This window comes from Streptomyces asoensis (genome assembly GCF_016860545.1).
Taxonomy (GTDB): Bacteria; Actinomycetota; Actinomycetes; order Streptomycetales; family Streptomycetaceae; genus Streptomyces; species Streptomyces asoensis.
The window spans coordinates 1957602-1979750 of the sequence record NZ_BNEB01000005.1; the positions used below are offsets into that span (position 1 = coordinate 1957602).

The window sequence follows — 22149 nt, forward strand, 5'->3', positions numbered from 1 at the left end:
ATGACCGCCACCGCCACGAACACCCCCGCACCCACCCCCACTTCTACGAACCGGGAGAACCACGTGACGACCGGAGCCACCGTCTGGCTCACGGGTCTGCCGAGCGCCGGCAAGACCACCATCGCGCTCGAACTGGCCGGCCGGCTGCGCGAGGAGGGCCACCGCGTCGAGGTCCTCGACGGCGACGAGATCCGCGAGTTCATCTCCGCGGGCCTCGGCTTCAGCCGCGAGGACCGGCACACCAACGTGCAGCGCATCGGTTTCCTGGCCGAGCTGCTCGCCCGCAACGGCGTCACGGTCCTCGTCCCGGTGATCGCGCCCTACGCCGACAGCCGTGCGGCGGTGCGGGTGCGCCACCAGAAGGGCGGGACCGGCTACCTGGAGGTGCACGTGGCGACTCCGGTCGAGGTGTGCTCGGTACGTGACGTGAAGGGTCTGTACGCCAAGCAGGCGGCGGGCGAACTCACCGGGCTCACCGGGGTGGACGACCCCTACGAGGCCCCCGAGGCGCCCGACCTGCGGATCGAGTCCCAGGACCAGACCGTGCAGGAGTCCGCGGCGTCGGTGTACGCCCTGCTCACCGAGAGGGGACTGGCATGACGACGACCGTCGCCGAGACCGAGGAGGGCACGGCCGGTCCGTACGCCCTCAGCCACCTGGACTCGCTGGAGTCCGAGGCCGTGCACATCTTCCGCGAGGTGGCGGGCGAGTTCGAGAACCCGGTGATCCTGTTCTCCGGCGGCAAGGACTCCATCGTGATGCTCCACCTGGCGCTGAAGGCCTTCGCGCCGGCGCCGGTGCCGTTCTCGCTGCTGCACGTCGACACCGGACACAACTTCCCCGAGGTCCTCGAGTACCGCGACCGGGTCGTCGACGCGCACGGGCTGCGGCTGCACGTGGCGTCGGTCCAGGACTACATCGACCGCGGTGTGCTGCGCGAACGCCCCGACGGCACGCGCAACCCGCTCCAGACGCTGCCGCTGACGGAGAAGATCCAGTCCGAGAAGTTCGACGCCGTCTTCGGCGGCGGGCGCCGCGACGAGGAGAAGGCCCGCGCCAAGGAGCGCGTGTTCTCCCTGCGCGACGAGTTCTCCCAGTGGGACCCCCGCCGCCAGCGCCCCGAGCTGTGGAACCTGTACAACGGCCGCCACGCGCCCGGCGAGCACGTCCGGGTGTTCCCGCTGTCCAACTGGACCGAGCTCGACGTCTGGCAGTACATCGCCCGCGAGGGCATCGAACTGCCCGAGATCTACTTCGCGCACGACCGGGAGGTCTTCCGGCGCGGCGGGATGTGGCTGACCGCCGGCGAGTGGGGCGGCCCGAAGGACGGCGAGAGCGTCGAGAAGCGCCTCGTGCGCTACCGCACCGTCGGTGACATGTCCTGCACCGGCGCCGTCGACTCCGACGCGGTCACGCTCGACGACGTCATCGCCGAGATCGCCGCCTCCCGGCTCACCGAACGCGGCGCCACCCGCGCCGACGACAAGATGTCCGAGGCCGCGATGGAAGACCGCAAGCGCGAGGGGTACTTCTAAGCATGAGCACCATCATCTCCGAGGAACTCTCGGCCACGACCCTGCTGCGGTTCGCCACCGCCGGTTCCGTCGACGACGGCAAGTCCACGCTCGTGGGCCGGCTCCTGCACGACTCCAAGTCGATCCTGACCGATCAGCTGGAGGCCGTGGAGCGTGCCTCGGCCGGCCGCGGCCAGGACGCCCCCGACCTGGCGCTCCTCACCGACGGCCTGCGCGCCGAGCGTGAGCAGGGCATCACCATCGACGTGGCCTACCGCTACTTCGCCACCCCGCGGCGCCGCTTCATCCTCGCCGACACCCCCGGCCATGTGCAGTACACCCGCAACATGGTGACGGGCGCCTCCACGGCCGAGCTGACGGTGATCCTGGTCGACGCCCGCAACGGCGTCGTGGAACAGACCCGCAGGCACGCGGCGATCGCGGCCCTGCTCCGCGTCCCGCACGTGGTCCTCGCCGTGAACAAGATGGACCTCGTCGAGTACCGGGAATCCGTCTTCGCGGCGATCGCCGAGGAGTTCACGGCGTACGCGAGCGAGCTGGGCGTTCCCGAGGTGACCGCGATCCCGATCTCGGCGCTCGCCGGGGACAACGTGGTGGACGCGTCGGCGAACATGGACTGGTACGGCGGGCCGACCTTCCTGGAGCACCTGGAGACGGTGCCGGTCAGCCACGACCTGGCGCACTGCCACGCGCGGCTGCCCGTCCAGTACGTGATCCGTCCGCAGACCGCCGAGCACCCGGACTACCGCGGGTACGCGGGGCAGATCGCGGCCGGCACGTTCCACGTGGGCGAGGCGGTGACCGTGCTGCCCTCGGGCCGTACGTCGACGATCTCCGGCATCGATCTGCTGGGCGTGCCCGTGGACGCGGCGTGGACGACCCAGTCGGTGACCGTGCTGCTCGCGGACGACATCGACATCTCGCGCGGCGACCTGATCGTGCCGACCAAGGACGCGCCGGCCACCACGCAGGACGTCGAGGCGACCGTGTGCCACGTGGCGGACCAGCCGCTGACCGTCGGGCACCGGGTGCTGATCAAGCACGGCACCCGCACGGTCAAGGCGATCGTCAAGGACATCCCGTCCCGTCTCACGCTCGACGACCTGTCCCTGCACCCGCACCCGGGGCAGCTCGTCGCCAACGACATCGGCCGGGTGAAGATCCGCACCGCGGAACCGCTGCCGGTGGACTCCTACGCCGACTCGCGCCGCACCGGCTCGTTCATCCTGATCGACCCGGCCGACGGCACGACGCTCACGGCGGGCATGGTCGGCGAGTCGTTCGCGTCGCCGGAGCCGGTCAAGGACGAGCCCGACGACGACGGCTGGGACTTCTGATGATGACGAGCACGGACTTCTACTCGACGTTCGCGAAGGAGGGCGGCCGTGTCGGCAGCGGCGCCCTCGGCAGCGGGCAGGGCGGAGTGGCGCGATGTGCGCGCTGACGTACGCGCACTGCCTGCGCGCCCCGTCCCCCCACCCTCCCCCACATGCTCGGCTTCGCTCGCGAGCAGGGGCACTCGCGCCCCGCAAGCGACGAAGACCCTTTGCCGATTTCCCGGCCACGACCTGAAACCGTGACCGCCGGGCCAACGAGAGGAACCCCTCCCGTGCCTGCCAATCTCCCCCTTTCCAGGCTTCGCCGCGGCGTCGCCGTGATCGCCGCGCTGCCGCTGCTGACGCTCGCCGCCTGCGGTTACGGGTCCGAGTCCAAGGACGACAACGCCAACGAGAAGGTCGCCGCCGGTTCGCAGAAGATCGACGGGCTCGACACCGTCAAGATCGGCTACTTCGGCAACCTGACGCACGCGACCGCGCTGGTCGGCCGTCAGCAGGGCATCTTCCAGAAGTCGCTGGGCGCCACCAAGGCCTCGTACGCGACCTTCAACGCCGGCCCCTCGGAGATCGAGGCGCTGAACGCCGGTTCCATCGACATCGGCTGGATCGGCCCCTCCCCGGCGATCAACGGCTACACCAAGTCCGACGGCAAGAGCCTGCGCATCGTGGGCGGTTCGGCGTCCGGCGGCGTGAAGCTCGTCGTCGACCCGGCCAAGGTGAAGTCCCTCAAGGACGTCAAGGGCAAGAAGATCGCGACGCCTCAGCTCGGCAACACGCAGGACGTGGCGTTCCTGAACTGGATCGCGGACCAGGGCTGGAAGGTCGACGCGCAGAGCGGCAAGGGTGACGTCACCGTCGTCCGCAGCGACAACAAGGTGACGCCGGACGCCTTCAAGGCCGGTTCGATAGACGGCGCCTGGGTGCCGGAGCCGACCGCCTCCAAGCTGGTGGCCGAGGGCGGCAAGGTGCTGCTCGACGAGGCTTCGCTGTGGCCCGACAAGAAGTTCGTCATCACGAACATCATCGTGTCGCAGAAGTTCCTCAAGGCCCACCCGAAGGTCGTCGAGGCCGTGCTGAAGGGTTCGGTCGACTCCAACAAGTGGATCACCGCCAACCCGGCGGAGGCGAAGGCGGCGGCGAACAAGCAGTTGGAGGCCGACTCCGGCAAGGCGCTGCCGACGAACGTCCTGGACCCGGCGTGGACGTCCATCCAGTTCATCAACGACCCGCTGGCCTCCACCCTCAACACCGAGGCGGAGCACGCGGTCAAGGCGGGTCTGCTCAAGCAGCCCGACCTGAAGGGGATCTACGACCTGAGCATCCTGAACAAGGTCCTCGAGGCCGAGGGCGAGCCCGCGGTCGACGACGCCGGTCTCGGCGTCGGCTGATCCCGCTCCGATGAGTTCCCAGGAGGTGACGACCATGGCCACGACCCTCGCCGAGGCCGCCGAGTCCACGGAGTCCGTGGAGCACGCGGCACGTCTCGAGCACGTATCGAAGTCCTTCGCGGGACCGGGCGGGCAGCAGCTCGTCCTGGACGACATCAGCCTCGATGTCGCTCCCGGCGAGTTCGTCACCCTCCTGGGTGCCTCGGGCTGCGGAAAGTCCACCCTGCTGAACCTGGTGGCCGGGCTCGACGAGCCCACCGCCGGTTCCATCACGACGGACGGCCGTCCGGCGCTGATGTTCCAGGAGCACGCCCTCTTCCCCTGGCTGACCGCGGGCAAGAACATCGAACTCGCCCTGAAACTGCGGGGGGTGGCCAAGCCCGAGCGGCGCGGCAAGGCCGAGGAGCTGCTCGAGCTGGTCCGTCTGAAGGGCGCGTACGGCAAGCGGGTCCACGAACTGTCGGGCGGTATGCGCCAGCGCGTGGCGCTGGCCCGGGCGCTGGCGCAGGAGAGCAACCTCCTGCTGATGGACGAGCCGTTCGCGGCGCTCGACGCCATCACCCGGGACGTGCTGCACGACGAGCTGACCCGGATCTGGGCGGAGACGGGGCTGTCCGTCCTGTTCGTCACGCACAACGTGCGCGAGGCGGTGCGGCTCGCGCAGCGGGTCGTGCTGCTGTCCTCCCGGCCCGGCCGGGTGGCGCGCGAGTGGACCGTCGACATCCCGCAGCCGCGCCGGATCGAGGACGCCCCGGTGGCGGAACTGTCCATCGAGATCACCGAAGTCCTGCGTGGGGAGATCCGCCGTCATGGCCAGCACTGAGACGAAGACGACGGTGACGAAGCCGGCCACCACGGAGCTCGCCGGTGTGGAGGCGGGTCTCGACGCGCTGGACGTCGTGACGCCCACCGGGCGTGCGCCGTTCCGGCGGACGTTCGTCGACAAGATCCTGCCGCCGGTCATCGCGACGGCGCTGCTGCTGGTCGTCTGGCAGATCACCTTCAAGGCCGTCGACGACCCGACCAAGCTGGTGTCGCCGCTGGACGTGTGGCGCACGCTCCAGGACGCCTGGCTCGAGGGCAAGCTGCTCGGGTACATCTGGACCAGCGTCTCGCGCGGTCTGCTCGGCTTCCTCTTCGCCCTGGCGATCGGGACCCCGCTGGGTCTGCTGGTGGCGCGGGTGAAGTTCGTGCGGGCGGCGATCGGGCCCATCCTGTCCGGTCTCCAGTCGCTGCCCTCGGTGGCGTGGGTGCCGCCGGCGGTGCTGTGGCTGGGTCTGAACAACTCGATGATGTACGCGGTGATCCTGCTCGGCGCGGTGCCGTCCATCGCCAACGGACTGGTGTCCGGCGTCGACCAGGTGCCGCCGCTGTTCCTGCGGGCCGGCCGCACGATGGGCGCGACGGGCCTGAAGGGCACCGTGTACATCACCCTGCCCGCCGCGCTGCCCGGCTATGTGGCCGGGCTGAAGCAGGGCTGGGCGTTCTCGTGGCGCTCGCTGATGGCCGCGGAGATCATCGCGTCGTTCCCCGATCTGGGCGTGGGCCTCGGTCAGTTGCTGGAGAACGGGCGCAACGCGAGTGACATGTCGATGGTGTTCGAGGCGATCCTGCTCATCCTGTTCGTCGGCATCGCCATCGACCTGCTGATCTTCAGTCCGCTGGAGCGGTGGGTGCTGCGCAGCCGCGGCCTGCTGGTGAAGAGCTGAGAGGCCGCTCCCGTGCACAGGAAACCGGTGGCGCCCGTCCTCGTGGTGATCGCCCACGGCAGCCGGGACCCGCGGCACGCCGCGACCGTCCACGCGCTGGTGCGCCGGGTGCGGTCGCTGCGGCCCGGGCTGCGGGTGGAGACCGGTTTCCTGGACTTCAACATCCCCTCCGTGCAGGGGGTGCTGGAGTCGCTGGCGGCGGAGGGCGTCCGTGACGTCGTGGCGCTGCCGCTGCTGCTGACGCGCGCGTTCCACGCGAAGGCGGACATCCCGGCGGTGCTGCGGGAAGCGCCGTCGCGGCTGCGGATCCGGCAGGCCGAGGTGCTCGGCCCGTCGCCGCTGCTGACCGACGTCCTCGAACGGCGGTTGTACGAGGCGGGGTCGATGCCCGCCGACAGGTCCTCGACCGGGGTCGTGCTGGCCTCGGCGGGGTCCACGGACCCGGAGGCGATCGCGGTGATCGCAGAAATCGCGCGGGAGTGGCGGCGCACCGGTTGGTGCGCCGTGCGGCCCGCGTTCGCCTCCGCGGGATCCTCCTCGGGGTTCCCGCGCACCGAGGACGTGGTCCGCGAGCTGCGGGCGCTGGGGTGCGCCCGTGTCGCCGTGGCGCCGTACGTCCTGGCTCCGGGCTTCCTGCCGGACCGTATCGCGCGCGGCGCGGCCGGGGCGGACGTGCTGGCCGAAGTGCTGGGCCCGGCGCCGGAGGTGGCCCGCGTCCTGCTGGAACGCTACGAAGCGGCGCGCACCCCGGCCCTGACCGCCCTCGGCGCCTGACGCCGGGGTCACGCGCTCACCGCGGCCGGGTACGGCGGGCCGCCGGGCCCGTCGCCCGCCCCGCGGCGCACTCCCCCGGCCGCGACCGGTCAGCCCGCCGGGCGGGTCGGGCCCTGCCGGGGGTCGCGGCCGCTCGATCCCAGGGCCCGGTCGAACGGCGGCGCGTCCCGCGGCACCGGCACCGCCGCCGCGAAGCCCTCGTACTGCCGGTAGAGATCGCCGTGCCGTTCGACGACATCCAGGACGAACCGGGCCGCGTCGTCCGAGATGCGCAGCTCCTGGCCGGTGGCGACCGCCACGTCCCACCCGTGCACCGCCATCTCCTTGACGATCATCGAGGCCAGTTCGGCGGCGGGCATCGCGGCCGCGCCCAGGTCGACCTCGCCCTCCCACACCGCCGGTTCGGCCCACGCCGCGACCGCGCGGTCCAGCTGTTCGGCGTACGCCTCGGCCCACCGCGGGTCGGCGGTGAAGTCGCGGGCGACCAGCTCGTCGGGCAGCTGCTTGCGCAGGGCGCGGTGTTCGAGGCCGTGGGAGGTGTAGAGGACCCAGTGGTCGACCAGGGTCCGCACGTCCCAGCCGGGACAGTGCGTGGGGTCGCCCAGCCGGGACGCCGGGACGCCGCGGGCGATCCGCGCGGCCTCGGCGGCGCATTCGGACATGTACTGGTGCGTCTCGTCGTACTTCATGCCTCCACGCTAGGCAGCGGGGCCCGGGGGTTCTTGAACAAACGCGACAGCGTCGTCGGCCAGCCGGACCAGCTCCGGCAGCGGCAAGGATCCGGGGGCCCTGCGTTCTTGGGCGAACCGGTTGGCGAGCCGTTGCAGCAGTTCGTTCAGCGGGGTCGGCACGCCGTGCAGACGCCCGAGGAGCACGATCTCGCCGTTGAGGTGGTCGGCCTCGATGGTGCCGGTGCCGCGGCTCAGGGACTGCCAGGAGGACCCTCCGCCGCGCGCGACGCCGTCCAGCGGGACGAGGGTGACCTTGTCGCCGCGCGCGGCCTGCTGCTCCTCGGCGTCCGTCCAGGCGATCCCGGCGGCCCGCAGCACCGCCTCGCCCTCGGCCCGCACCCGCGCGTACAGCGTCTGTGCCTCGGGGCCGGAGTCGGCGACCGGGCCGCTCACCGCCTCCAGGGCGTTGCCGAGGTTGGCCAGCAGTTTCGCGTACTGCCAGCGGGAGACGTCGGGGACGACCGGCGCCTCGAAGTACGCCTTCTCCAGGTCGGCGGCGATCTCGCGGACGGTGTCGTCGGTGCCGTGCGGGTAGCGGCCGAGGTGGAGGATGCCGGTGAGCGGGGTGCCGGCGGCGGAGACCGTCCCGGGGTCGACGTGGGTGGCGGGCAGCCACACGCAGACGCCGTAGACGTGCCGGAAGCGTCGCAGGGCGATCCGCCGGCTCTCCACCCCGTTCTGGGCGCAGACCAGGGGCAGTCTGTCGGCGGCCGTGCCGCCGCCCTCGACCGGGGCCGGGCCCCACGCCCGCAGCGCGGCCTCGGTGTCCTGCGTCTTGACGGCGAGGAGGAGGACGTCGTCGGCGCGCAGGGTGCCGAGCCCGTCGGGCCCTTCGACGACGGGCAGCCGGTGGTAGAGCTCTCCTTGCGGCACCCTGAGCCGCAGTCCGTCCTCGGCGAGCGCCCTGCCGTGCGCGCCGCGCGCGACGAGCACGACCTCCTGGCCGGCCTGTGCCAGTCGTCCGCCGACCGTGCCGCCGACGGCCCCTGCCCCGATGATGATGTAGCGCATGGGAGGAGCCTCGCACAGTCGTGCGGACGGACCGTCAGGGATACGGCCCCGGGGTCACCCCTGCCGGCGCGTCATCTCCACCAGTTTGACGACGGTGTTCCAGTTCCGGGTGGTGGCGATGAGCCCCTTGGTCAGGCGGGGCCTGGCCAGTTGCTCGGCGAGCTTGGACCGGCCGAGGCCCTCGGGTGCGTACAGGTACAGGGCGCGGTCGCCGAGGGCGAACTCCTCGGGGAGGTGGGCGGCGCGGTCGATCCCGGCGTAGCGCCCGGCCTCGACGGGGGTGGAGAAGTACGTGACGTGCAGCTGCTTGGCCTCCAGCTCGGCGGCCGGGAACGGACAGGCGTCCGCGACCGCTTCGAGATAGGCGTGGTCGCGCACGATCACGCCGACGGCGAAGCCGAAGTGTTTCTCCACGGCCGCCGTGATCTCCGCGGCGAGGCTCTCCTCGTCCCCGTGTCCGGCGGAGAACACGGCCTGGCCGCTCTGGAGGTAGGTGCGCACGTCCGCGAGGCCGAGTCCTTCGAGCAGGGTGCGCAGGGCGGCCATGGGGACCTTCCGGCTGCCGCCCACGTTGATGCCGCGCAGCAGGGCCGCGTACGTCGTCGTCATCCGCTCACCCTAGGCGGCCGTCGTGCCCCGTGGGGGTGGGCACGACGGCCGCGGCCGGGGTGGCCGGTCTGCGGAAACTCTGGCCGATGGACGGGGTGCGGGGCAACCGTTGCCGGACATCTCCACAGGCCCGTGACTTGTTCAACAAACTTCTGTAATGACCCGCACCCTGATCACCGTCCCCGAGATCCCGAATAGATGTAAGGGGCCGGTGTCCTCCCCAGCGGTGAGAGGGAGGAGTCCGACGGGAGGAGCCGGCGGCCGGGCACTTCACCTGGCAGCACGAGGAGATGGTCTTATCCAGCCCATACCTTCGAATCGAAAGGTGGCGGCAGGGGGCTTCCACCGCATCACTAGAGGGCAGGCCCGTCATGGGGAACGGAGATATACGGGTGCGGGGCATAGCCGCGCGGGCCGGCGGCTGGAGCGCCCGGCACCGATGGGCCGCCGTGGGCATCTGGGTGCTGTTCGTCGTCCTGGCCATGGGGATCGGTTCGGCGGCCGGCACGGTCGAGGTCAAGGAGAGCGACCAGCTCGGGGGCGAGACCCACACGGCGGCCAGGATCATCGAGGACGCCGGTATCGACGAACCGGCCGGTGAGACCGTTCTGATCCAGTCGAAGGACGGCTCCGTCAAGGCCACGGACACCGAGTTCAGGGCGGCCGTCGACGCGGTCGTGACGGCCGTCGGCAAGACCGGGAAGGTCACCGACGTGACCTCGCCCTACGACACGAAGACCATCTCCCGGGACGGTCACAGCGCGCTCGTCCAGTTCGACATGCGCGGCGACTCCGACACCGCGGGCGACCGGGTCGGGCCGGTCCTCGACGCAGTCGCGGGGGTGCAGAAGGACCACTCCTCGCTGCGGATCGAGGAGATCGGCGGCGCCAGCATGATGAAGACGTTCGACGACGCGTTCGGCGACGACTTCCAGCAGGCCGAGTACTCCGCCGTGCCGGTGGCCCTGGGCATCCTGCTGATCGCCTTCGGCGCGCTGGTGGCGGCGCTGCTGCCGGTGGCCCTCGCGGTCACCGCGATCATGGCGACGATGGGCCTGATGAGCATCGTCAGCCACTTCCAGCCGATGGACGACACCGCCAGCTCCGTGATGCTGCTCGTCGGTCTCGCCGTGGGTGTCGACTACTGCCTGTTCTATCTGCGCCGCGAGCGGGAGGAGCGGGCCGCCGGGCGCGACCCGCAGACCGCTCTGCGGATCGCCGCGGCGACCAGTGGCCGGGCCGTGATCGTCTCCGGTGTCACCGTGTGCGTGGCGATGGCGGGCATGCTGTTCACGGGGCTCGCCACCTTCGAGGCGATGGGTCTGGCCTCCCTGATGGTGGTCGCGGTCGCCATGGTCGGTTCGGTGACCGTGCTCCCGGCGCTGCTCTCGCTGCTCGGCCACCGGGTGGAGAAGGGCCGGATCCCGTTCCTGCACCCCGACAAGCGCCGCAAGAGCCGTGCGGGCGGGCGGCCCGCCGAGGGAAGCCGGCTGTGGAGCGTCGTGCTGAGGGTCGTCCTCGCCAAGCCCGGCGTCTCGCTGGTCGTGGCGGCCGGCGCGCTGCTCGCCATCGCCGCTCCGGCTGTGGGCATGAAGACCCAGAACCTCACCCTGGACCAGGAGTTCGGCGACTCGCTGCCCATCGTGCAGACCTACAACCGGGTCAACGACGCCTTCCCGGGCGGCTCCGAACCGGCCGAGGTGATCGTCAAGGCGGACGACATCAACGCCGCCGAGGTGAAGTCGGCGCTCGCGGCCTTCAAGGAGCAGGCGGTCAGCTCGGGCGCCTCGCGCGGCCCGGTGGAGATCAAGCTGCACGACGCGCAGAACATCGCCTACGTGTACGTTCCGCTGGTGGGCGGCTCCGACCTGGACAAGGCGGGGGCGAGCCTGGACAAGCTGCGCGACGAGGTGCGGCCCGCGACGCTGGGCAAGGTCGACGGCCTCCAGGCGCCCATCACCGGACAGGTGGCCGGGTCGAAGGACTTCAACGACCAGCTCGCCGGGGCGGTCGCGCCCGTCTTCGCGTTCGTCGTGGTCTTCGCCTTCCTGCTGATGCTCCTGTCGTTCCGCTCGCTGACCGTCGCGATCACCTCGATCGTCCTCAACCTGCTGTCGGTGGGCGCCGCCTACGGCATCCTGGTCGCCGTCTTCCAGCACGGCTGGGGCGCGTCCCTGGTGGGCGCCGAGGGTGTCGGCGCCATCATCACCTGGCTGCCGCTGTTCCTGTTCGTGATCCTGTTCGGCCTGTCGATGGACTACCACGTGTTCGTCGTCTCCCGGATCCGTGAGGCGCGGCTGCGGGGCCGGACGACGAACGAGGCCATCAAGCACGGTGTGGTCACCACGGCCGGCGTGGTCACCAGCGCCGCCGTCATCATGGTCGCCGTGTTCGCGATCTTCGGGACGCTGTCCATGCAGTCCATGAAGCAGATGGGCGTGGGCCTGGCCGCCGCGGTGCTGATCGACGCGACGATCATCCGGGGTGTCCTGCTCCCGGCGGTGATGGCGCTGCTCGGCGAGCGCAACTGGTACCTGCCGAAGTGGCTGCACTGGCTGCCCGACCTCACGCACGACGAGTCGCCGGAGGCGGTCGCGCCGGCGGCCCGGGACGACGAGGGCGAGCCGCTGCGGGTCTGACGGCCCGCGGACGATCACCGAAGCAGCTGCACGAGCCGAGGGCCCGTCGACCTCCCGGGGGAGTCGACGGGCCCTCACCCGTGCCGCGTTCACACCCCGGCGCGGCTCCGTCGGCGGGTCAGCTCGGCCTCGACGAGGTCCGCGGCCCGGCGGGTGCCGCCCTCCTCCGCCATCGCCGCCCGGACCGCCTCCAGCCGGCGCGCGACCTCGGGGTCGCCGACGAGCGCGAGGGCGGTCTCGCGCAGGGTCCCGGCCGTCGCCTCGGCGGCGGGCACGCGCCGGGCCACACCGAGTGCCTGGAGCACGTCCGCGTTGCCGAACTGGTCGACGGCCTGCGGTACGGCGATCATCGGCGTGGCCGTGGCCAGCCCCTCCTGGCTGCCGCCCGCACCCGCGTGCGTCACGAACAGGTCAGCCTGCTTCAGGATCGCCAACTGCGGTACCCAGGTGGCCACTTCGACGTTCTCCGGGACGGCGCCCAGCGCGGCGGGGTCGACATGCCTGCCGATCTGGAGGACGAGGTGCCAGCCGGGCAGCTCCCCGAAGGCCCGTACGCACTCCCGGTAGAAGTCGGGCCGGTCGGTGAAGGCGGAGCCCAGGGAGACCAGGACGACCTTCTCGGCGCCGGCGGGCCGGGTCCACCCGCCCTCGCCCGCGCGGTCCCCCTGGCAGGCGCCGACGAACGTGTACACCGTCTCGTCGACCCGGTCGGCGTTGGGTTGCAGGGCGCGCGGGATCAGCACCAGGGAGCGGGCCGGGCGGCCGACGAAGGAGTCGGGGTGCTCGGTGATCCCGTTCTCCTCGAGCCAGGCGTGGAATCGCGCGTAGTAGGCCTGTCCGCGTTCCGTGCGCCGGGGCTCCTCCCACAGGGGTTCGGCGACCTCCTCCTCGTAGCCCTCCCAGGCCACGAGGTTGGGCGAGAGGGAGATCGCCGGGACACCCCAGCGGCGGGCGAGGACGCGTGCCGGGTAGGCGGTGATGTCGTGCAGCACCAGGTCGGGCTCGTCCCCTTCGTACGCGTCGAGCAGCTGGGGCAGCGCCTGGACGGCGTCGGCCAGGAAGAGCTCCACGTGGTCCAGGAGGGTGTCGCCCCAGGCGGAGGGGTCGTCGTCGGGCCCGGGCAGCGTCGAGTGCCACGGCTTCACCTCGGCGCCGGTGGCGGCGGCCTTGTCGGCGAGGGCGGGCGGAATCGCGTACGTCACCCGGTGCCCGCGTGCGACGAGTTCGCGGATCACCTCGAGGCTCGGGTTGACGTGCCCGTGGGCGGCGATGGAGAACATGGCGATGTGGGCGGGGCGACTGGTCATGACCCGACCGTAGGCGAGACGAGACGTCTCGTGCAACCGCATTGTCGTGACCGGCCCCTGTGTCACACCCGCCCCGCTGCCGCCGCCCCCCTACCGCCCCCGCTGCCGCCGTCCCGCCGCCGCACCCCCGACCCGGCCGCTCAGCGCTGGTAGCGCGCCAGCACCAGGTTGCCGTCCTTCTCCAGCCGCTCGCGCAGCTCACCGAGTCCGATCGCCCCGCTGTAGTACTCCTGGAAGGCGGGGGTGGCCACCTTGTCCTTCCACTCGGCGTAGCCACGGACGGACTGCGCGGGCGCCGGACGCAGGTGAGCGGCCAGCGCGGTGCCGGTGGCCCAGTCGTCCTTCGCCGTGTGCAGCGCGGGATCGGCCAGGGCCCGTGTGCCGGTCGGCAGCATCCAGTCGCCCAGGGCGAGGCGCACCATGTTCTTCGGCCGGAGCAGGAAGTCGACGAACGCCACGGCCTCCTTCTTGTGCGGGCTGTCCTCGGCGACGGACAGCGTCTGCGGGCTGACCCCCTGGGCGAGTCCGTCGGCGCCCGCCGGGGCGGGCAGCACCTGCCAGTCGAACCCCTCGGGGGCCTGCTGCACGATCTGCTGGCGGTAGGAGAAGCCGAGCGGGACCATCGCGTACCGGCCGCCGAAGAACCCCGGGAGGGTGTCCGAGCCGCCGCTGCCCAGGGTCGTCGGCGAGGCGCTGCGGTCGATGCCGGCCTGGTCGTGGATGGTGCGCGGTACGACCTCGTCGCCGGCCTCGAAGCGGACGGTGACCTTGCCGTCGGCTCCCCGGTGGAACATCCGCCCGCCCGCCGACAGGGACAGGTTGAGGGTGGCGGAGACGGGTTCCTTCAGCGGCCAGGCCACGCCGTACCGTCCGCCGCCGCTGAGGCGTTCGGTGATCCGCCGGAACTCCGTCCAGCTCCACGGGTGTCCGGGCGTCGGGATGCGGACCCCGGAGCGCCTGAGCCAGGTGGCGTTCGCGACGAGGACGCGCGGCTCCTGGAGGAAGGGCACTCCGTAGACGCCGTCACCGAAGGTCGTCGTCTCCCAACTCCGCCGCGGGATGTCCTCCTCGAGCCGGGCGGGGAGCAGCCCGGTCAGATCGGCGAGGTAGCCGCCGTGGGCGAAGTCGGCGAGGTCGTCGGAGGCGTCATGGATGATGTCGGGGGCCTCGCCGCCCTCGAACGAGGTGAGGAGCTGGTCGTGCACCGCCGACCAACTACCCTGCACGTACTCGACCTTGACGTGCTCGTGGGTCGCGTTCCACTCCCGCACCAGCTCCTTGTTGGCCCGTACGGACTCCTCCTGCCAGGCCAGCGACTGGAAGCGCAGGGTGACGGGCCCTTCGTCGCCACCGCCCCCGCCGGAACAGCCCGCGAGGAGCAGCAGCACGACCACGGCCATCGCCCGGGCGCGCATCAGCTCTTCACCGCCCCGGCGAGCACGCCGCCCGTGATCCGCCGCTGCACGATCGCGAAGACGACCAGCGAGGGAAGGGTGGCGAGGGAGGCGGCGGCGGCCAGCGGTCCGAGGTCGGCGACGCCCTCCGCGCCGATGAAGTGGGTCAGCACCACCGGCAGGGTCTGCTGGCGCGCGCTCTTCAGCAGCACCAGCGCGAAGAAGAACTCGTTCCACGCCGTGACGAACGCGAACAGCCCGGTCACGGCGATGCCCGGCGCCAGCAGGGGCGCCGTCACCGAGACCAGCGTCCGCAGCCGCCCGGCCCCGTCGATCGCCGCCGCCTCCTCCAGTTCGACGGGGACGGCCCTGACGTGTCCGACGAGCATCCACAGCGCGAACGGCAGCGCCCACACCACGTACACCAGCACCAGGCCCGGCAGCGAGTCGATCAGCCGCAGGTTCTTCAGCACCAGGAAGAGCGGGATGATCACCAGCACGAACGGGAACGCCTGGCTGACCACCACCCACCCGGACACGGCCCGGGTGAGCCGGGTGCGCCGGCGCGCCATGACGTAGGCCGTCGGTGTGGCGACGACGACGGCGACGACGGCGGCCCCGACCGCAGCGAGCAGCGAGTTGACCGCGGCGTGCAGCAGGGGCTGTTCGTCGAACGCCTGCCGGAAGTTGGCGAGGGTCGGATGCTCCGGGATCCAGGTGGGGTGCAGACTGCCCAGTTCGCGGGCGGGCTTGAACGCCACCGAGACGAGCCACAGGAAGGGGAAGGCGAGGAAGGACAGATAGGCGAGCAGCGCCGCGTACTGGCCGGCGCGGGCCGCCGGGCGGGTTCTCACGCGTCGCCACCTCCCCTGATCCGGCCGGCGAGGAAGCAGGCCAGGCACACCGAGACCACCGCGACCATCACACAGCCCATCGCCGCCGCGTACCCGAACTGGCCGTAGCGGAAGGCCTCTTCGTAGGCGAAGAGCATGGGCAGCCGGGTGCGGCCGCCGGGCCCGCCGTTGGTGAGGACGTAGACCAGGGCGAAGGAGTTGAAGTTCCAGATGAGGTTGAGGGCCGTGATGGCGAGGGCGATGGGCCGCAGCGCCGGCCAGGTGACCGCACGAAACCGGCGCCAGGCGCCCGCGCCGTCCACCGCGGCCGCCTCGTGCAGTTCCCGCGGGGTGTTCTGGAGGCCGGCGAGCAGGGCGACGGTCGTCTGCGGCATGCCCGCCCACACCCCCACCACGATCACCGCGGGCAGGGCCGTGCCCAGTCCGCTGAGCCAGTCCCGTCCGTCCCCCAGGCCCAGATCGCGCACGGTCTCGTTGAGGATGCCGGCGTCCGGGTCGTACACGAGCCGCCACATGACCGCGACCACGACCTCCGGCATCGCCCAGGGGACGATCGCGAGCGCGCGGGCCAGCGGGCGCAGCCGCAGGTCCTCGTTCAGGAGCAGGGCGAGCCCGAGGGCGAGCAGGAACTGCGGGACGGTCACGCCGACCGCCCAGACCAGGCCGATGCGGAACGATTCCCAGAACAGCGTGTCGTGCAGCAGGTCGGAGAAGTTGAGCGCGCCGATCCACCGGGTGGGCTCGGTGCGGCCCGACTGCGCGTCGGTGAAGGCCAGGAGGATGCCGTAGACCAGCGGACCGACGCTCAGGACGAGGACGGGGATCAGGGCAGGCAGGACCAGGAACCACGCGCCGTGGGCGGTGACGGTGCGCTGCGGGCCGGTGCCGGCCGGGCGGCGCGCGGTCCGTGTCCCCTCGGTCGCCGTCGGCACCGGAACGGCCCCCTTCCCGTGGCTGTGACGGGCCCCTCGATGGTCGTGCAGGTGCTGTACCCCGTCGGGGCGGCACCCGCACGCGCCGATCCGCGCGAATGCGACACTGACCGTCGGACGGCCGGAATCCGACGCCGTCCGGCAGGACCGGCCGGAGCACCACACGGAGGCGGACGATGGACGAGGCACGGGCGCGGGAGGTACTCGCCGCGGCGGACGTGCTGCCCGGCGCGGCGGCGGACGCGCGGCTCCTCGCGCTGGGCGAGAACGCGGTGTTCGCCGCCGGTGACCTGGTCGTCAAGGTGGGCCGCGACGCCGGGCTCCTCGACCGGGCCCGGCACGAGCTGGACGTCGCGGCCTGGCTCGCCGGGGCGGGCGTCCCGGCCGTACGGGCCGCCGGGTCCGAGCCGCTGCTCGTGGACGGCCACCCCGTGACCCTGTGGCACCGGCTGCCGGACCCGGTGCGGCCGGCCGGGCCGCGGGATCTGGCCGAACTCCTGCGCCTCGTGCACGCCCTGCCCGTTCCGTCGTTCGGTCTGCCCGCGCGCGATCTGCTCTCCGGGGTCGAGCGCTGGCTGCGGCTGGCGGGCGACGCCGTCGACCCGGCGGACGCGGCGTATCTGCGCGAGCGGCGGGACGGGTTCGCCACGGCGGCCGCCGCGCTCACCCCGCGGCTGCCGGCCGGCCCCATCCACGGCGACGCACTGCCCCGCAATGTGCACATCGGCCCCGACGGCCCGGTCCTGGTCGACCTGGAGACCGTCTCCGCCGATCTGCGCGAGCACGACCTGGTGGTCATGGCGCTGTCCCGGGACCGGTACGGGCTGCCCGCCGAGGCGTACGACGCCTTCACGCGGGCCTACGGCTGGGATGTGCGGGAGTGGTCGGGCTGCGCGGTGCTGCGGGGTGCCCGCGAGACGGCGAGCTGCGCCTGGGTGGCTCAGCACGCGCCCGCCAACCCCAAGGCCGCCCAGGAGTTCCGGCGCCGGGTGGCGTCACTGCGCGACGGCGACGAGGCGGTGCGGTGGTATCCGTTCTGATCCGGGTCCTGCGGACATGGCGGACGACCCGCCCCACCACCCGCCCCGCCGCGACCACCGCTGACACCACGAACACCGCTCGCGCCGAGAACGCCGCCGGAGCGACCCGTGACGCCGACCGGCCGGCCGGCCGCTGAGGCAGCGGGCGCCGGGGGCCGGCCAGGAGGTCGGCCATGCGGCCCCGGGAAGCTCGCCGGGGAGGTCCCGCGACGGCCGGCGGCGAGGCGGCCGGGAACGCGGTCGGTCAGCCGGCCGTGCCGGGATCGGGCCGCCCCGGGCCGTCAGGCCGGTCTGTCGGCCGGCTCGCGGACCGGCCAGGCGCCGTCCACCACCGCGTCCGGGTCGCCCTTGCGGCGCAGGAAGTCCTGGAAGTCCGCCGCCCACTCGGCGTACCACTCGATCTGACGGCGGTGCAGTTCCGCCGGGCCGAGGGCCGCGACCTTGGGGTGGCGGACGGCTATCGCACGGGCGAGGCGGGCCGCCGCGAGGGCGTCGGCGGACGCGTCGTGCGCGGAGTCGAGGGGCACGCCGTACTCGCCGCAGACCGCTTCGAGGTTGCGCTTGCCGCGCCGGTACCGGTCGACCGAGCGGTCGATGGTGTACGGGTCGACGACCGGTGCCGGGTCGAGGCCGCCCAGGCGCTCGCTCAGGGAGGGCAGGCCGTGGCGCAGCAGCTCGGCGGAGAGCAGGGTCAGGTCGAAGGCGGCGTTGTAGGCGACGACGGGGACGCCCGTGCGCCAGTAGCCCACCAGGACGTCGGCTATCGCGTCGGCGACCCGGTCGGCGGGGGCGCCCTCGCCCGCTGCCCGCTCGTTGCTGATCCCGTGGACCGCCACCGCGTCGGCCGGGATCTCCACTCCCGGATCCGCCAGCCATTCGCGGTGTCCCAGGACCTGTCCGTCCCCGACCTCGATCACGGCTGCCGTGACGATGCGCGCCTCGCGCGGGTCCGTCCCGGTCGTCTCCAGGTCGAAGCCGACGAGCAGCTCGCGGTACCAGGCCATGGTGGCCCCCCTTCTCGGTGGTGCTGTCCCCCAGTGGTCTCCACCCTCGCACGCGCCACTGACAGTCAGAGGATCGCGTTCCGCTTCCCACCCGGATGAAACGGATGATTCAGGACACCGGACGCGAGTCCGCCCAGGCCAGCTCGAACTCCTCGCGGTACGCCGCGAAAAGTCCCCCTTCGTCCACCTCGCCCGACTTGACCACCCGGTTGCCGTTGCGCAGCACCAGCACCGGCGCCTCCATCCCGCGCATCCGCCGCAGGTACGACTGGATCACCGCGATGCCGTCGGTGCCGTCGCCGTCGACGAGGTAGGCGGTGAAACGGGGCGTCTCGTCGTACACCTGGATCTGGAAGGCGCCCGGGTCCCGCAGCCGGGCCCGGACCCGGCGCATGTGCAGGATGTTCATCTCGACCGCCCGGCTCAGCTCACCGCGCTTCATGCCGAGTTCGCGCTCCCGGCGCTTGACCGCGCTGGAGGCCGGATTGAGGAACAGCAGCCGGACACGGGCGCCGGCCTCGGCGAGCCGGACCAGGCGGCGGCCGGAGAAGTTCTGCACGAGCAGGTTGAGGCCGATGCCGATGGCGTCGATGCGGCGGGCGCCGTCGAAGATGTCCTCGGCGGGGAACTGGCGCAGCAGCCGCACCCGGTCGGTGTGCACGGCGACCACGTCCGCGTACCGGTCGCCGACGAGGTCCTCGACGGCGTCGACGGGGAGCCGGCGCGCCGAGGGCACGTCGCCGCTGGTGCCGAGCATCTCCAGCAGGCGGCCGGAGGCCCGTTCGGCCTGGTTGAGGACGGCCTCGGACAGCGCCCGGTTGCGGGAGACGACGTTGCGGGTCACCTCCAGCTCGTCCAGGGCGAGTTCGACGTCCCTGCGGTCGTCGAAGTACGGCTCGAAGCACGGCCAGTGCTGCACCATCAGCTCGCGCAGCTGCGGCAGCGTGAGGAAGGAGACGACGTTGTCGTCGGCCGGGTCGAGCAAGTACCCCTTGCGGCGGCTCACTTCGCGCACGGCGACCGCCCGCTGCACCCACTCCTGCCCGGCGGGACCCGCCGCGGCGACCACCCAGTCGTCGCCGTGGACGGGCTCGTAGATGGGCCTCAGCACGGCGGCCACGACGGCCCGCAGCCGCTGTTCGACGAGGTTCAGCCAGATGTAGGCCCGGCCTGCCCGCTGGGCGCGGGTGCGTACCTCGCGCCAGGCCTCGGCGTCCCAGTCCAGTTCCGGTCCGATGGAGTTGGTCTCCATCGGCCGGGCCAGGGACACCGTGCCGGGCGGGACGTCTGCGGAGCCCCCCTCGTGACCCTCGTCACCAGGGGGCAGCTCCAGCCCTCCCGAGCCCACCCGCGCACCGCCTTCCGCTCCCCCGAGCACTCCCCGTCCCAACGATCAAGGAAGGGTACTCCGGGAGCGGTCGGCGGTGCAGCCGGATGGACAGGTCGTTTCTCAACTACCGTTGATCGTCTGACCGTTCTGCCCCGCGAGCGCGGACGGAGTGAGCGGATTCATAGCGGTGACGTCCCGGGGAACCAGCGAGAAACCCTGCCAGTGGACCGGCATGGGCTGCTGGTCCTCGTCCCGGGCGATGTGGTGGAAGCCAACGTTCACCCAGGTCACAGGGTGGGTCAGGGTCTGTCCGTTGACCCACTTGTCGACCGAGGTGCCGTGCAGCGGGCTGCCGCAGTCGCGGACGTTGTTGCTCGCGTACTGCTCGCACTGGTTGTACTGCGTGAAGTAGACGTCGTGCTGGGTGAACTTGCGTCCGGAGTACTTGGAGGTGGCGCCGGGGACGAGTTCGTAGGAGCGGGCGTGGCCGTCCTTGTTCTTGCCGGTCGCGCTGACCATGCGCCACCAGCGCATGTTCTGCGCGTCGCCCGCGAGTTCCTTGGTGACGGGCGTGCGGGTGGTCCTGGCGGTGGGGCCCTGCTGTCCGCCGGCGGGCGGGCTGACCACCGAGTCGTACTGCTCCACCTTGGTGTTCGAGGAGCCGTCGAGGCCGAAGTCGAGCCGCCAGAAGACGTTGTGGCTGTGGCTGGTGGCGTAGGACTTGGCGCCCTTGCCTATCGGCCAGCCGCGGCCGTCGCCCGCGTCATAGTCGAAGGGCGAGAGGCTGCCGGTGGCGCCGACGTTCATGTTGATGGCGCCGTCGTCGGAGAAGCGCCACTCGGTGATGTACTCGTACCAGCCGACCTTGTTGACGGTGTAGATCAGCAGGTCCTTGCCCTGGGCCTGGAAGACCTTGTTGCCGGTGTCGGCCTGCATGCGGTAGGCGTGACCACGCGTACGGGTGGTGGTGCACAGCCCCTTGACGTCGGGGTTGTCGGAGAACGAGTCGGGCACCTTGACCGTGCGGATGGTGCCACCGGGACACTCGGCGGGGGCCATGCCGACCAGCCCCGAGCCGAAGTTGTAGTCGGTGATGTCGTTGTACTCGTTCTTGCCGTCGTCGTACGGCACGTGGATCTGGGCGATCTTGGCGCTGTTGAGGACCCGGATCGGCTTGGTCTCCCCCGGCGGCTGGTAGGAGATCTTCTCCAGGACGAGGCCGGACTTGGCCTCGAAGCGCCAGCACATGCGCCAGGTGGTACCGGTGGAGAGCTTCTGTTCGATGCGGTAGGCGGCGCTGCAATCGGCGGCGGCCGCGGGGGCCGCCTTCGGCTGCGCGGCGGCCGGGCCGGCCCCGGCGGTCGCGCCCGCGGCCAGGGCGACCGCGCACAGGCCGGCGGCCGCTCCCTTGCGGGCACGGCCGGTGCCCCGCGGCCCGGGGCCGCCCATCAGATTCGGAACACGCATGAGGACATGACTCCCTTTGCGTCCCTGAACGGGAGGCAAGTCGGAAAGACGGACGTGGAGGTGGGTCTGCCGGATCAGCCGGCGAGCCGGGCGACCTCGCGGGTGCTGAGGTCGACCACGAGGGACCGGGCGTCGATCCACGGGCCGTTCTTCACCTTGGGCAGCAGCCGTACGCAGCGGTGTTCCCCGCACTTGTCGAGGACGGCGGGTTCGGCGCCCGGCACCGCCCGGTAGACCATGGCCGCGATCTGCAGCTGGTCCGGGGAGGTGAGCTCCTTGCCGGTGGCGTCCTTGAAGTCGGCCTTGAGTCCGGCGCCGAGCGGGTCGGCGATGATCAGGGCCGCGGCCTCGTTCTGCTCGTCGGAGCTGAGCGGCGGCTGGACGCCGTGCTGGGTGCCGGTGGCCTCGACCTTGCCGGTGTCGAGATTGACGGTCTTGGTGACGAGCGTGTCGTCCTTGTAGTCGTAGAACGACACCACCGCGCGCCGGGGCGCGTCGGGGTCGTCGACCTCGCCGGCCGCCGGATCGGCGAGGTCCACGCCGAGTCGCTGCGGGCCGCGGTCGCCGTCCACGTCCTCGCTCGCGTTGAACTGCTGCCGGTCGAGCGCGATCTTCTCCACGCGCGTGATCTCGTCGTCGGTGAGCGGATCGCGGCCCTTGCCCCTGGTCCCCTCGGCGGGCGCCGCCTCGACGACACCGGGCCGCACGGCCGCGGCGTCCCCCTGCGGCTGTCCGGCCGCCTGTCCCGTGCCCTGTCCGGCCTTGCCCCCTCCTGTGTCGTCCGCCCCCGCCGTGCCCGGCAGGGTGATCCCCACCATCACGGCCGTCGCGGCCACCGCGATGGCCGTACCCGCCACCACCTTGCCCAGGTGGCGGCGCACTGTCGTGCGCACAAATTCCCCCTGCTCCCCCTGCTGCCCGGGAGTACGTTTCTGCCCCACTGGTTCGGCACGGGACGTGTGTCGCCTGTCGCCCCGTGCACCGGTCGACAGGTAAGAGGGGCGTAAGTCACAGGTGGTTCCCTCACTTTCCTGGAGACTCGGAACCCAAGGCGCCCCCGCAGGGGCGAGACACCTGAAAGAGTCGAG

Annotated in this window: 20 protein-coding genes; 9 read left to right on the plus strand and 11 right to left on the minus strand. The window is 71.9% G+C overall.

Translation table 11 applies throughout. The features are described from left to right. The 7 genes from cysC to Saso_RS31405 all read left to right on the plus strand — a co-directional run bounded on the left by cysC (position 1) and on the right by Saso_RS31405 (position 6743). Positions 1-600, plus strand: coding sequence for an adenylyl-sulfate kinase (gene cysC, locus Saso_RS31370; protein ID WP_189923098.1), 600 nt, complete (start codon positions 1-3; stop codon positions 598-600). Then, on the plus strand, positions 597-1535 hold the full coding sequence (gene cysD / locus Saso_RS31375; protein WP_189923096.1) for a sulfate adenylyltransferase subunit CysD: 939 nt from the start codon (positions 597-599) through the stop codon (positions 1533-1535). Before cysC ends, cysD begins: the two co-directional genes overlap by 4 nt. Positions 1536-1537: 2 nt before the next feature. After that, positions 1538-2872: a sulfate adenylyltransferase subunit 1 gene (locus Saso_RS31380; protein ID WP_189923094.1), complete on the plus strand. Its 1335-nt coding sequence runs from the start codon at positions 1538-1540 to the stop codon at positions 2870-2872. Between the two features lie 272 nt (positions 2873-3144). Beyond that, positions 3145-4260: an aliphatic sulfonate ABC transporter substrate-binding protein gene (locus Saso_RS31390; protein ID WP_189923092.1), complete on the plus strand. Its 1116-nt coding sequence runs from the start codon at positions 3145-3147 to the stop codon at positions 4258-4260. A gap of 10 nt (positions 4261-4270) precedes the next feature. Beyond that, a complete protein-coding gene (locus tag Saso_RS31395; protein WP_189923090.1) occupies positions 4271-5083 on the plus strand; it encodes an ABC transporter ATP-binding protein in 813 nt (270 codons plus the stop codon). Beyond that, complete coding sequence (locus Saso_RS31400) at positions 5070-5969, plus strand: ABC transporter permease (RefSeq protein ID WP_189923088.1); 900 nt, start codon at positions 5070-5072, stop codon at positions 5967-5969. Before Saso_RS31395 ends, Saso_RS31400 begins: the two co-directional genes overlap by 14 nt. Positions 5970-5996: 27 nt before the next feature. Continuing rightward, entirely contained in the window at positions 5997-6743 is a 747-nt protein-coding gene (locus Saso_RS31405; protein WP_229901325.1) for a sirohydrochlorin chelatase, read from the plus strand. Between the two features lie 89 nt (positions 6744-6832). Here the strand turns inward: Saso_RS31405 and Saso_RS31410 are convergent, their stop codons facing one another. From Saso_RS31410 to Saso_RS31420, 3 genes are read right to left on the minus strand one after another with little or no spacing between them, the layout of a single operon-like run. Next, entirely contained in the window at positions 6833-7432 is a 600-nt protein-coding gene (locus Saso_RS31410) for a TIGR03086 family metal-binding protein (RefSeq protein ID WP_189923085.1), read from the minus strand. 9 nt (positions 7433-7441) lie between these two features. Beyond that, positions 7442-8485 (minus strand): ketopantoate reductase family protein, encoded by a 1044-nt coding sequence (locus Saso_RS31415; RefSeq protein ID WP_189923083.1) that lies wholly within the window; start codon positions 8483-8485, stop codon positions 7442-7444. 54 nt (positions 8486-8539) lie between these two features. Then, positions 8540-9094: a DUF1697 domain-containing protein gene (locus tag Saso_RS31420; RefSeq protein WP_189923081.1), complete on the minus strand. Its 555-nt coding sequence runs from the start codon at positions 9092-9094 to the stop codon at positions 8540-8542. A gap of 371 nt (positions 9095-9465) precedes the next feature. Here Saso_RS31420 and Saso_RS31425 point away from each other — a divergent pair, with 371 nt between their 5' ends. Next, a complete protein-coding gene (locus tag Saso_RS31425; RefSeq protein ID WP_189923079.1) occupies positions 9466-11733 on the plus strand; it encodes an MMPL family transporter in 2268 nt (755 codons plus the stop codon). A gap of 89 nt (positions 11734-11822) precedes the next feature. Here the strand turns inward: Saso_RS31425 and mgt are convergent, their stop codons facing one another. The 4 genes from mgt to Saso_RS31445 form a co-directional block, all read right to left on the minus strand. Continuing rightward, entirely contained in the window at positions 11823-13082 is a 1260-nt protein-coding gene (gene mgt, locus Saso_RS31430) for a macrolide-inactivating glycosyltransferase (protein WP_189923077.1), read from the minus strand. 98 nt (positions 13083-13180) lie between these two features. Continuing rightward, positions 13181-14455, minus strand: coding sequence for an extracellular solute-binding protein (locus Saso_RS31435; RefSeq protein ID WP_189923075.1), 1275 nt, complete (start codon positions 14453-14455; stop codon positions 13181-13183). Then, complete coding sequence (locus Saso_RS31440) at positions 14455-15288, minus strand: carbohydrate ABC transporter permease (RefSeq protein WP_189923073.1); 834 nt, start codon at positions 15286-15288, stop codon at positions 14455-14457. The genes Saso_RS31435 and Saso_RS31440 overlap by 1 nt, the downstream gene beginning before the upstream one ends. Beyond that, positions 15285-16220 (minus strand): carbohydrate ABC transporter permease, encoded by a 936-nt coding sequence (locus Saso_RS31445; RefSeq protein ID WP_189923071.1) that lies wholly within the window; start codon positions 16218-16220, stop codon positions 15285-15287. The genes Saso_RS31440 and Saso_RS31445 overlap by 4 nt, the downstream gene beginning before the upstream one ends. Positions 16221-16396: 176 nt before the next feature. On the opposite strand from Saso_RS31445, the gene Saso_RS31450 reads away from it, so the two are divergent. Continuing rightward, positions 16397-17260: a phosphotransferase enzyme family protein gene (locus Saso_RS31450; RefSeq protein ID WP_189923069.1), complete on the plus strand. Its 864-nt coding sequence runs from the start codon at positions 16397-16399 to the stop codon at positions 17258-17260. 281 nt (positions 17261-17541) lie between these two features. Here Saso_RS31450 and Saso_RS31455 read toward each other — a convergent pair whose 3' ends face one another. The 4 genes from Saso_RS31455 to Saso_RS31470 all read right to left on the minus strand — a co-directional run bounded on the left by Saso_RS31455 (position 17542) and on the right by Saso_RS31470 (position 21954). After that, positions 17542-18264: a 3'-5' exonuclease gene (locus Saso_RS31455; protein ID WP_189923067.1), complete on the minus strand. Its 723-nt coding sequence runs from the start codon at positions 18262-18264 to the stop codon at positions 17542-17544. 109 nt (positions 18265-18373) lie between these two features. Next, positions 18374-19612 carry an SAV2148 family HEPN domain-containing protein gene (locus Saso_RS31460; RefSeq protein WP_189923387.1) on the minus strand — a complete coding sequence of 413 codons (1239 nt, stop codon included), beginning with the start codon at positions 19610-19612 and terminating at the stop codon, positions 18374-18376. A 102-nt stretch (positions 19613-19714) separates the two neighbouring features. Next, positions 19715-21061 carry a copper amine oxidase gene (locus tag Saso_RS31465; protein ID WP_189923066.1) on the minus strand — a complete coding sequence of 449 codons (1347 nt, stop codon included), beginning with the start codon at positions 21059-21061 and terminating at the stop codon, positions 19715-19717. 74 nt (positions 21062-21135) lie between these two features. Beyond that, the gene (locus Saso_RS31470; RefSeq protein ID WP_189923063.1) at positions 21136-21954 is read right to left on the minus strand and encodes a Tat pathway signal sequence domain protein; all 819 of its coding nucleotides are present in this window, start codon (positions 21952-21954) and stop codon (positions 21136-21138) included. Between the last annotated feature and the right edge of the window lie 195 nt (positions 21955-22149).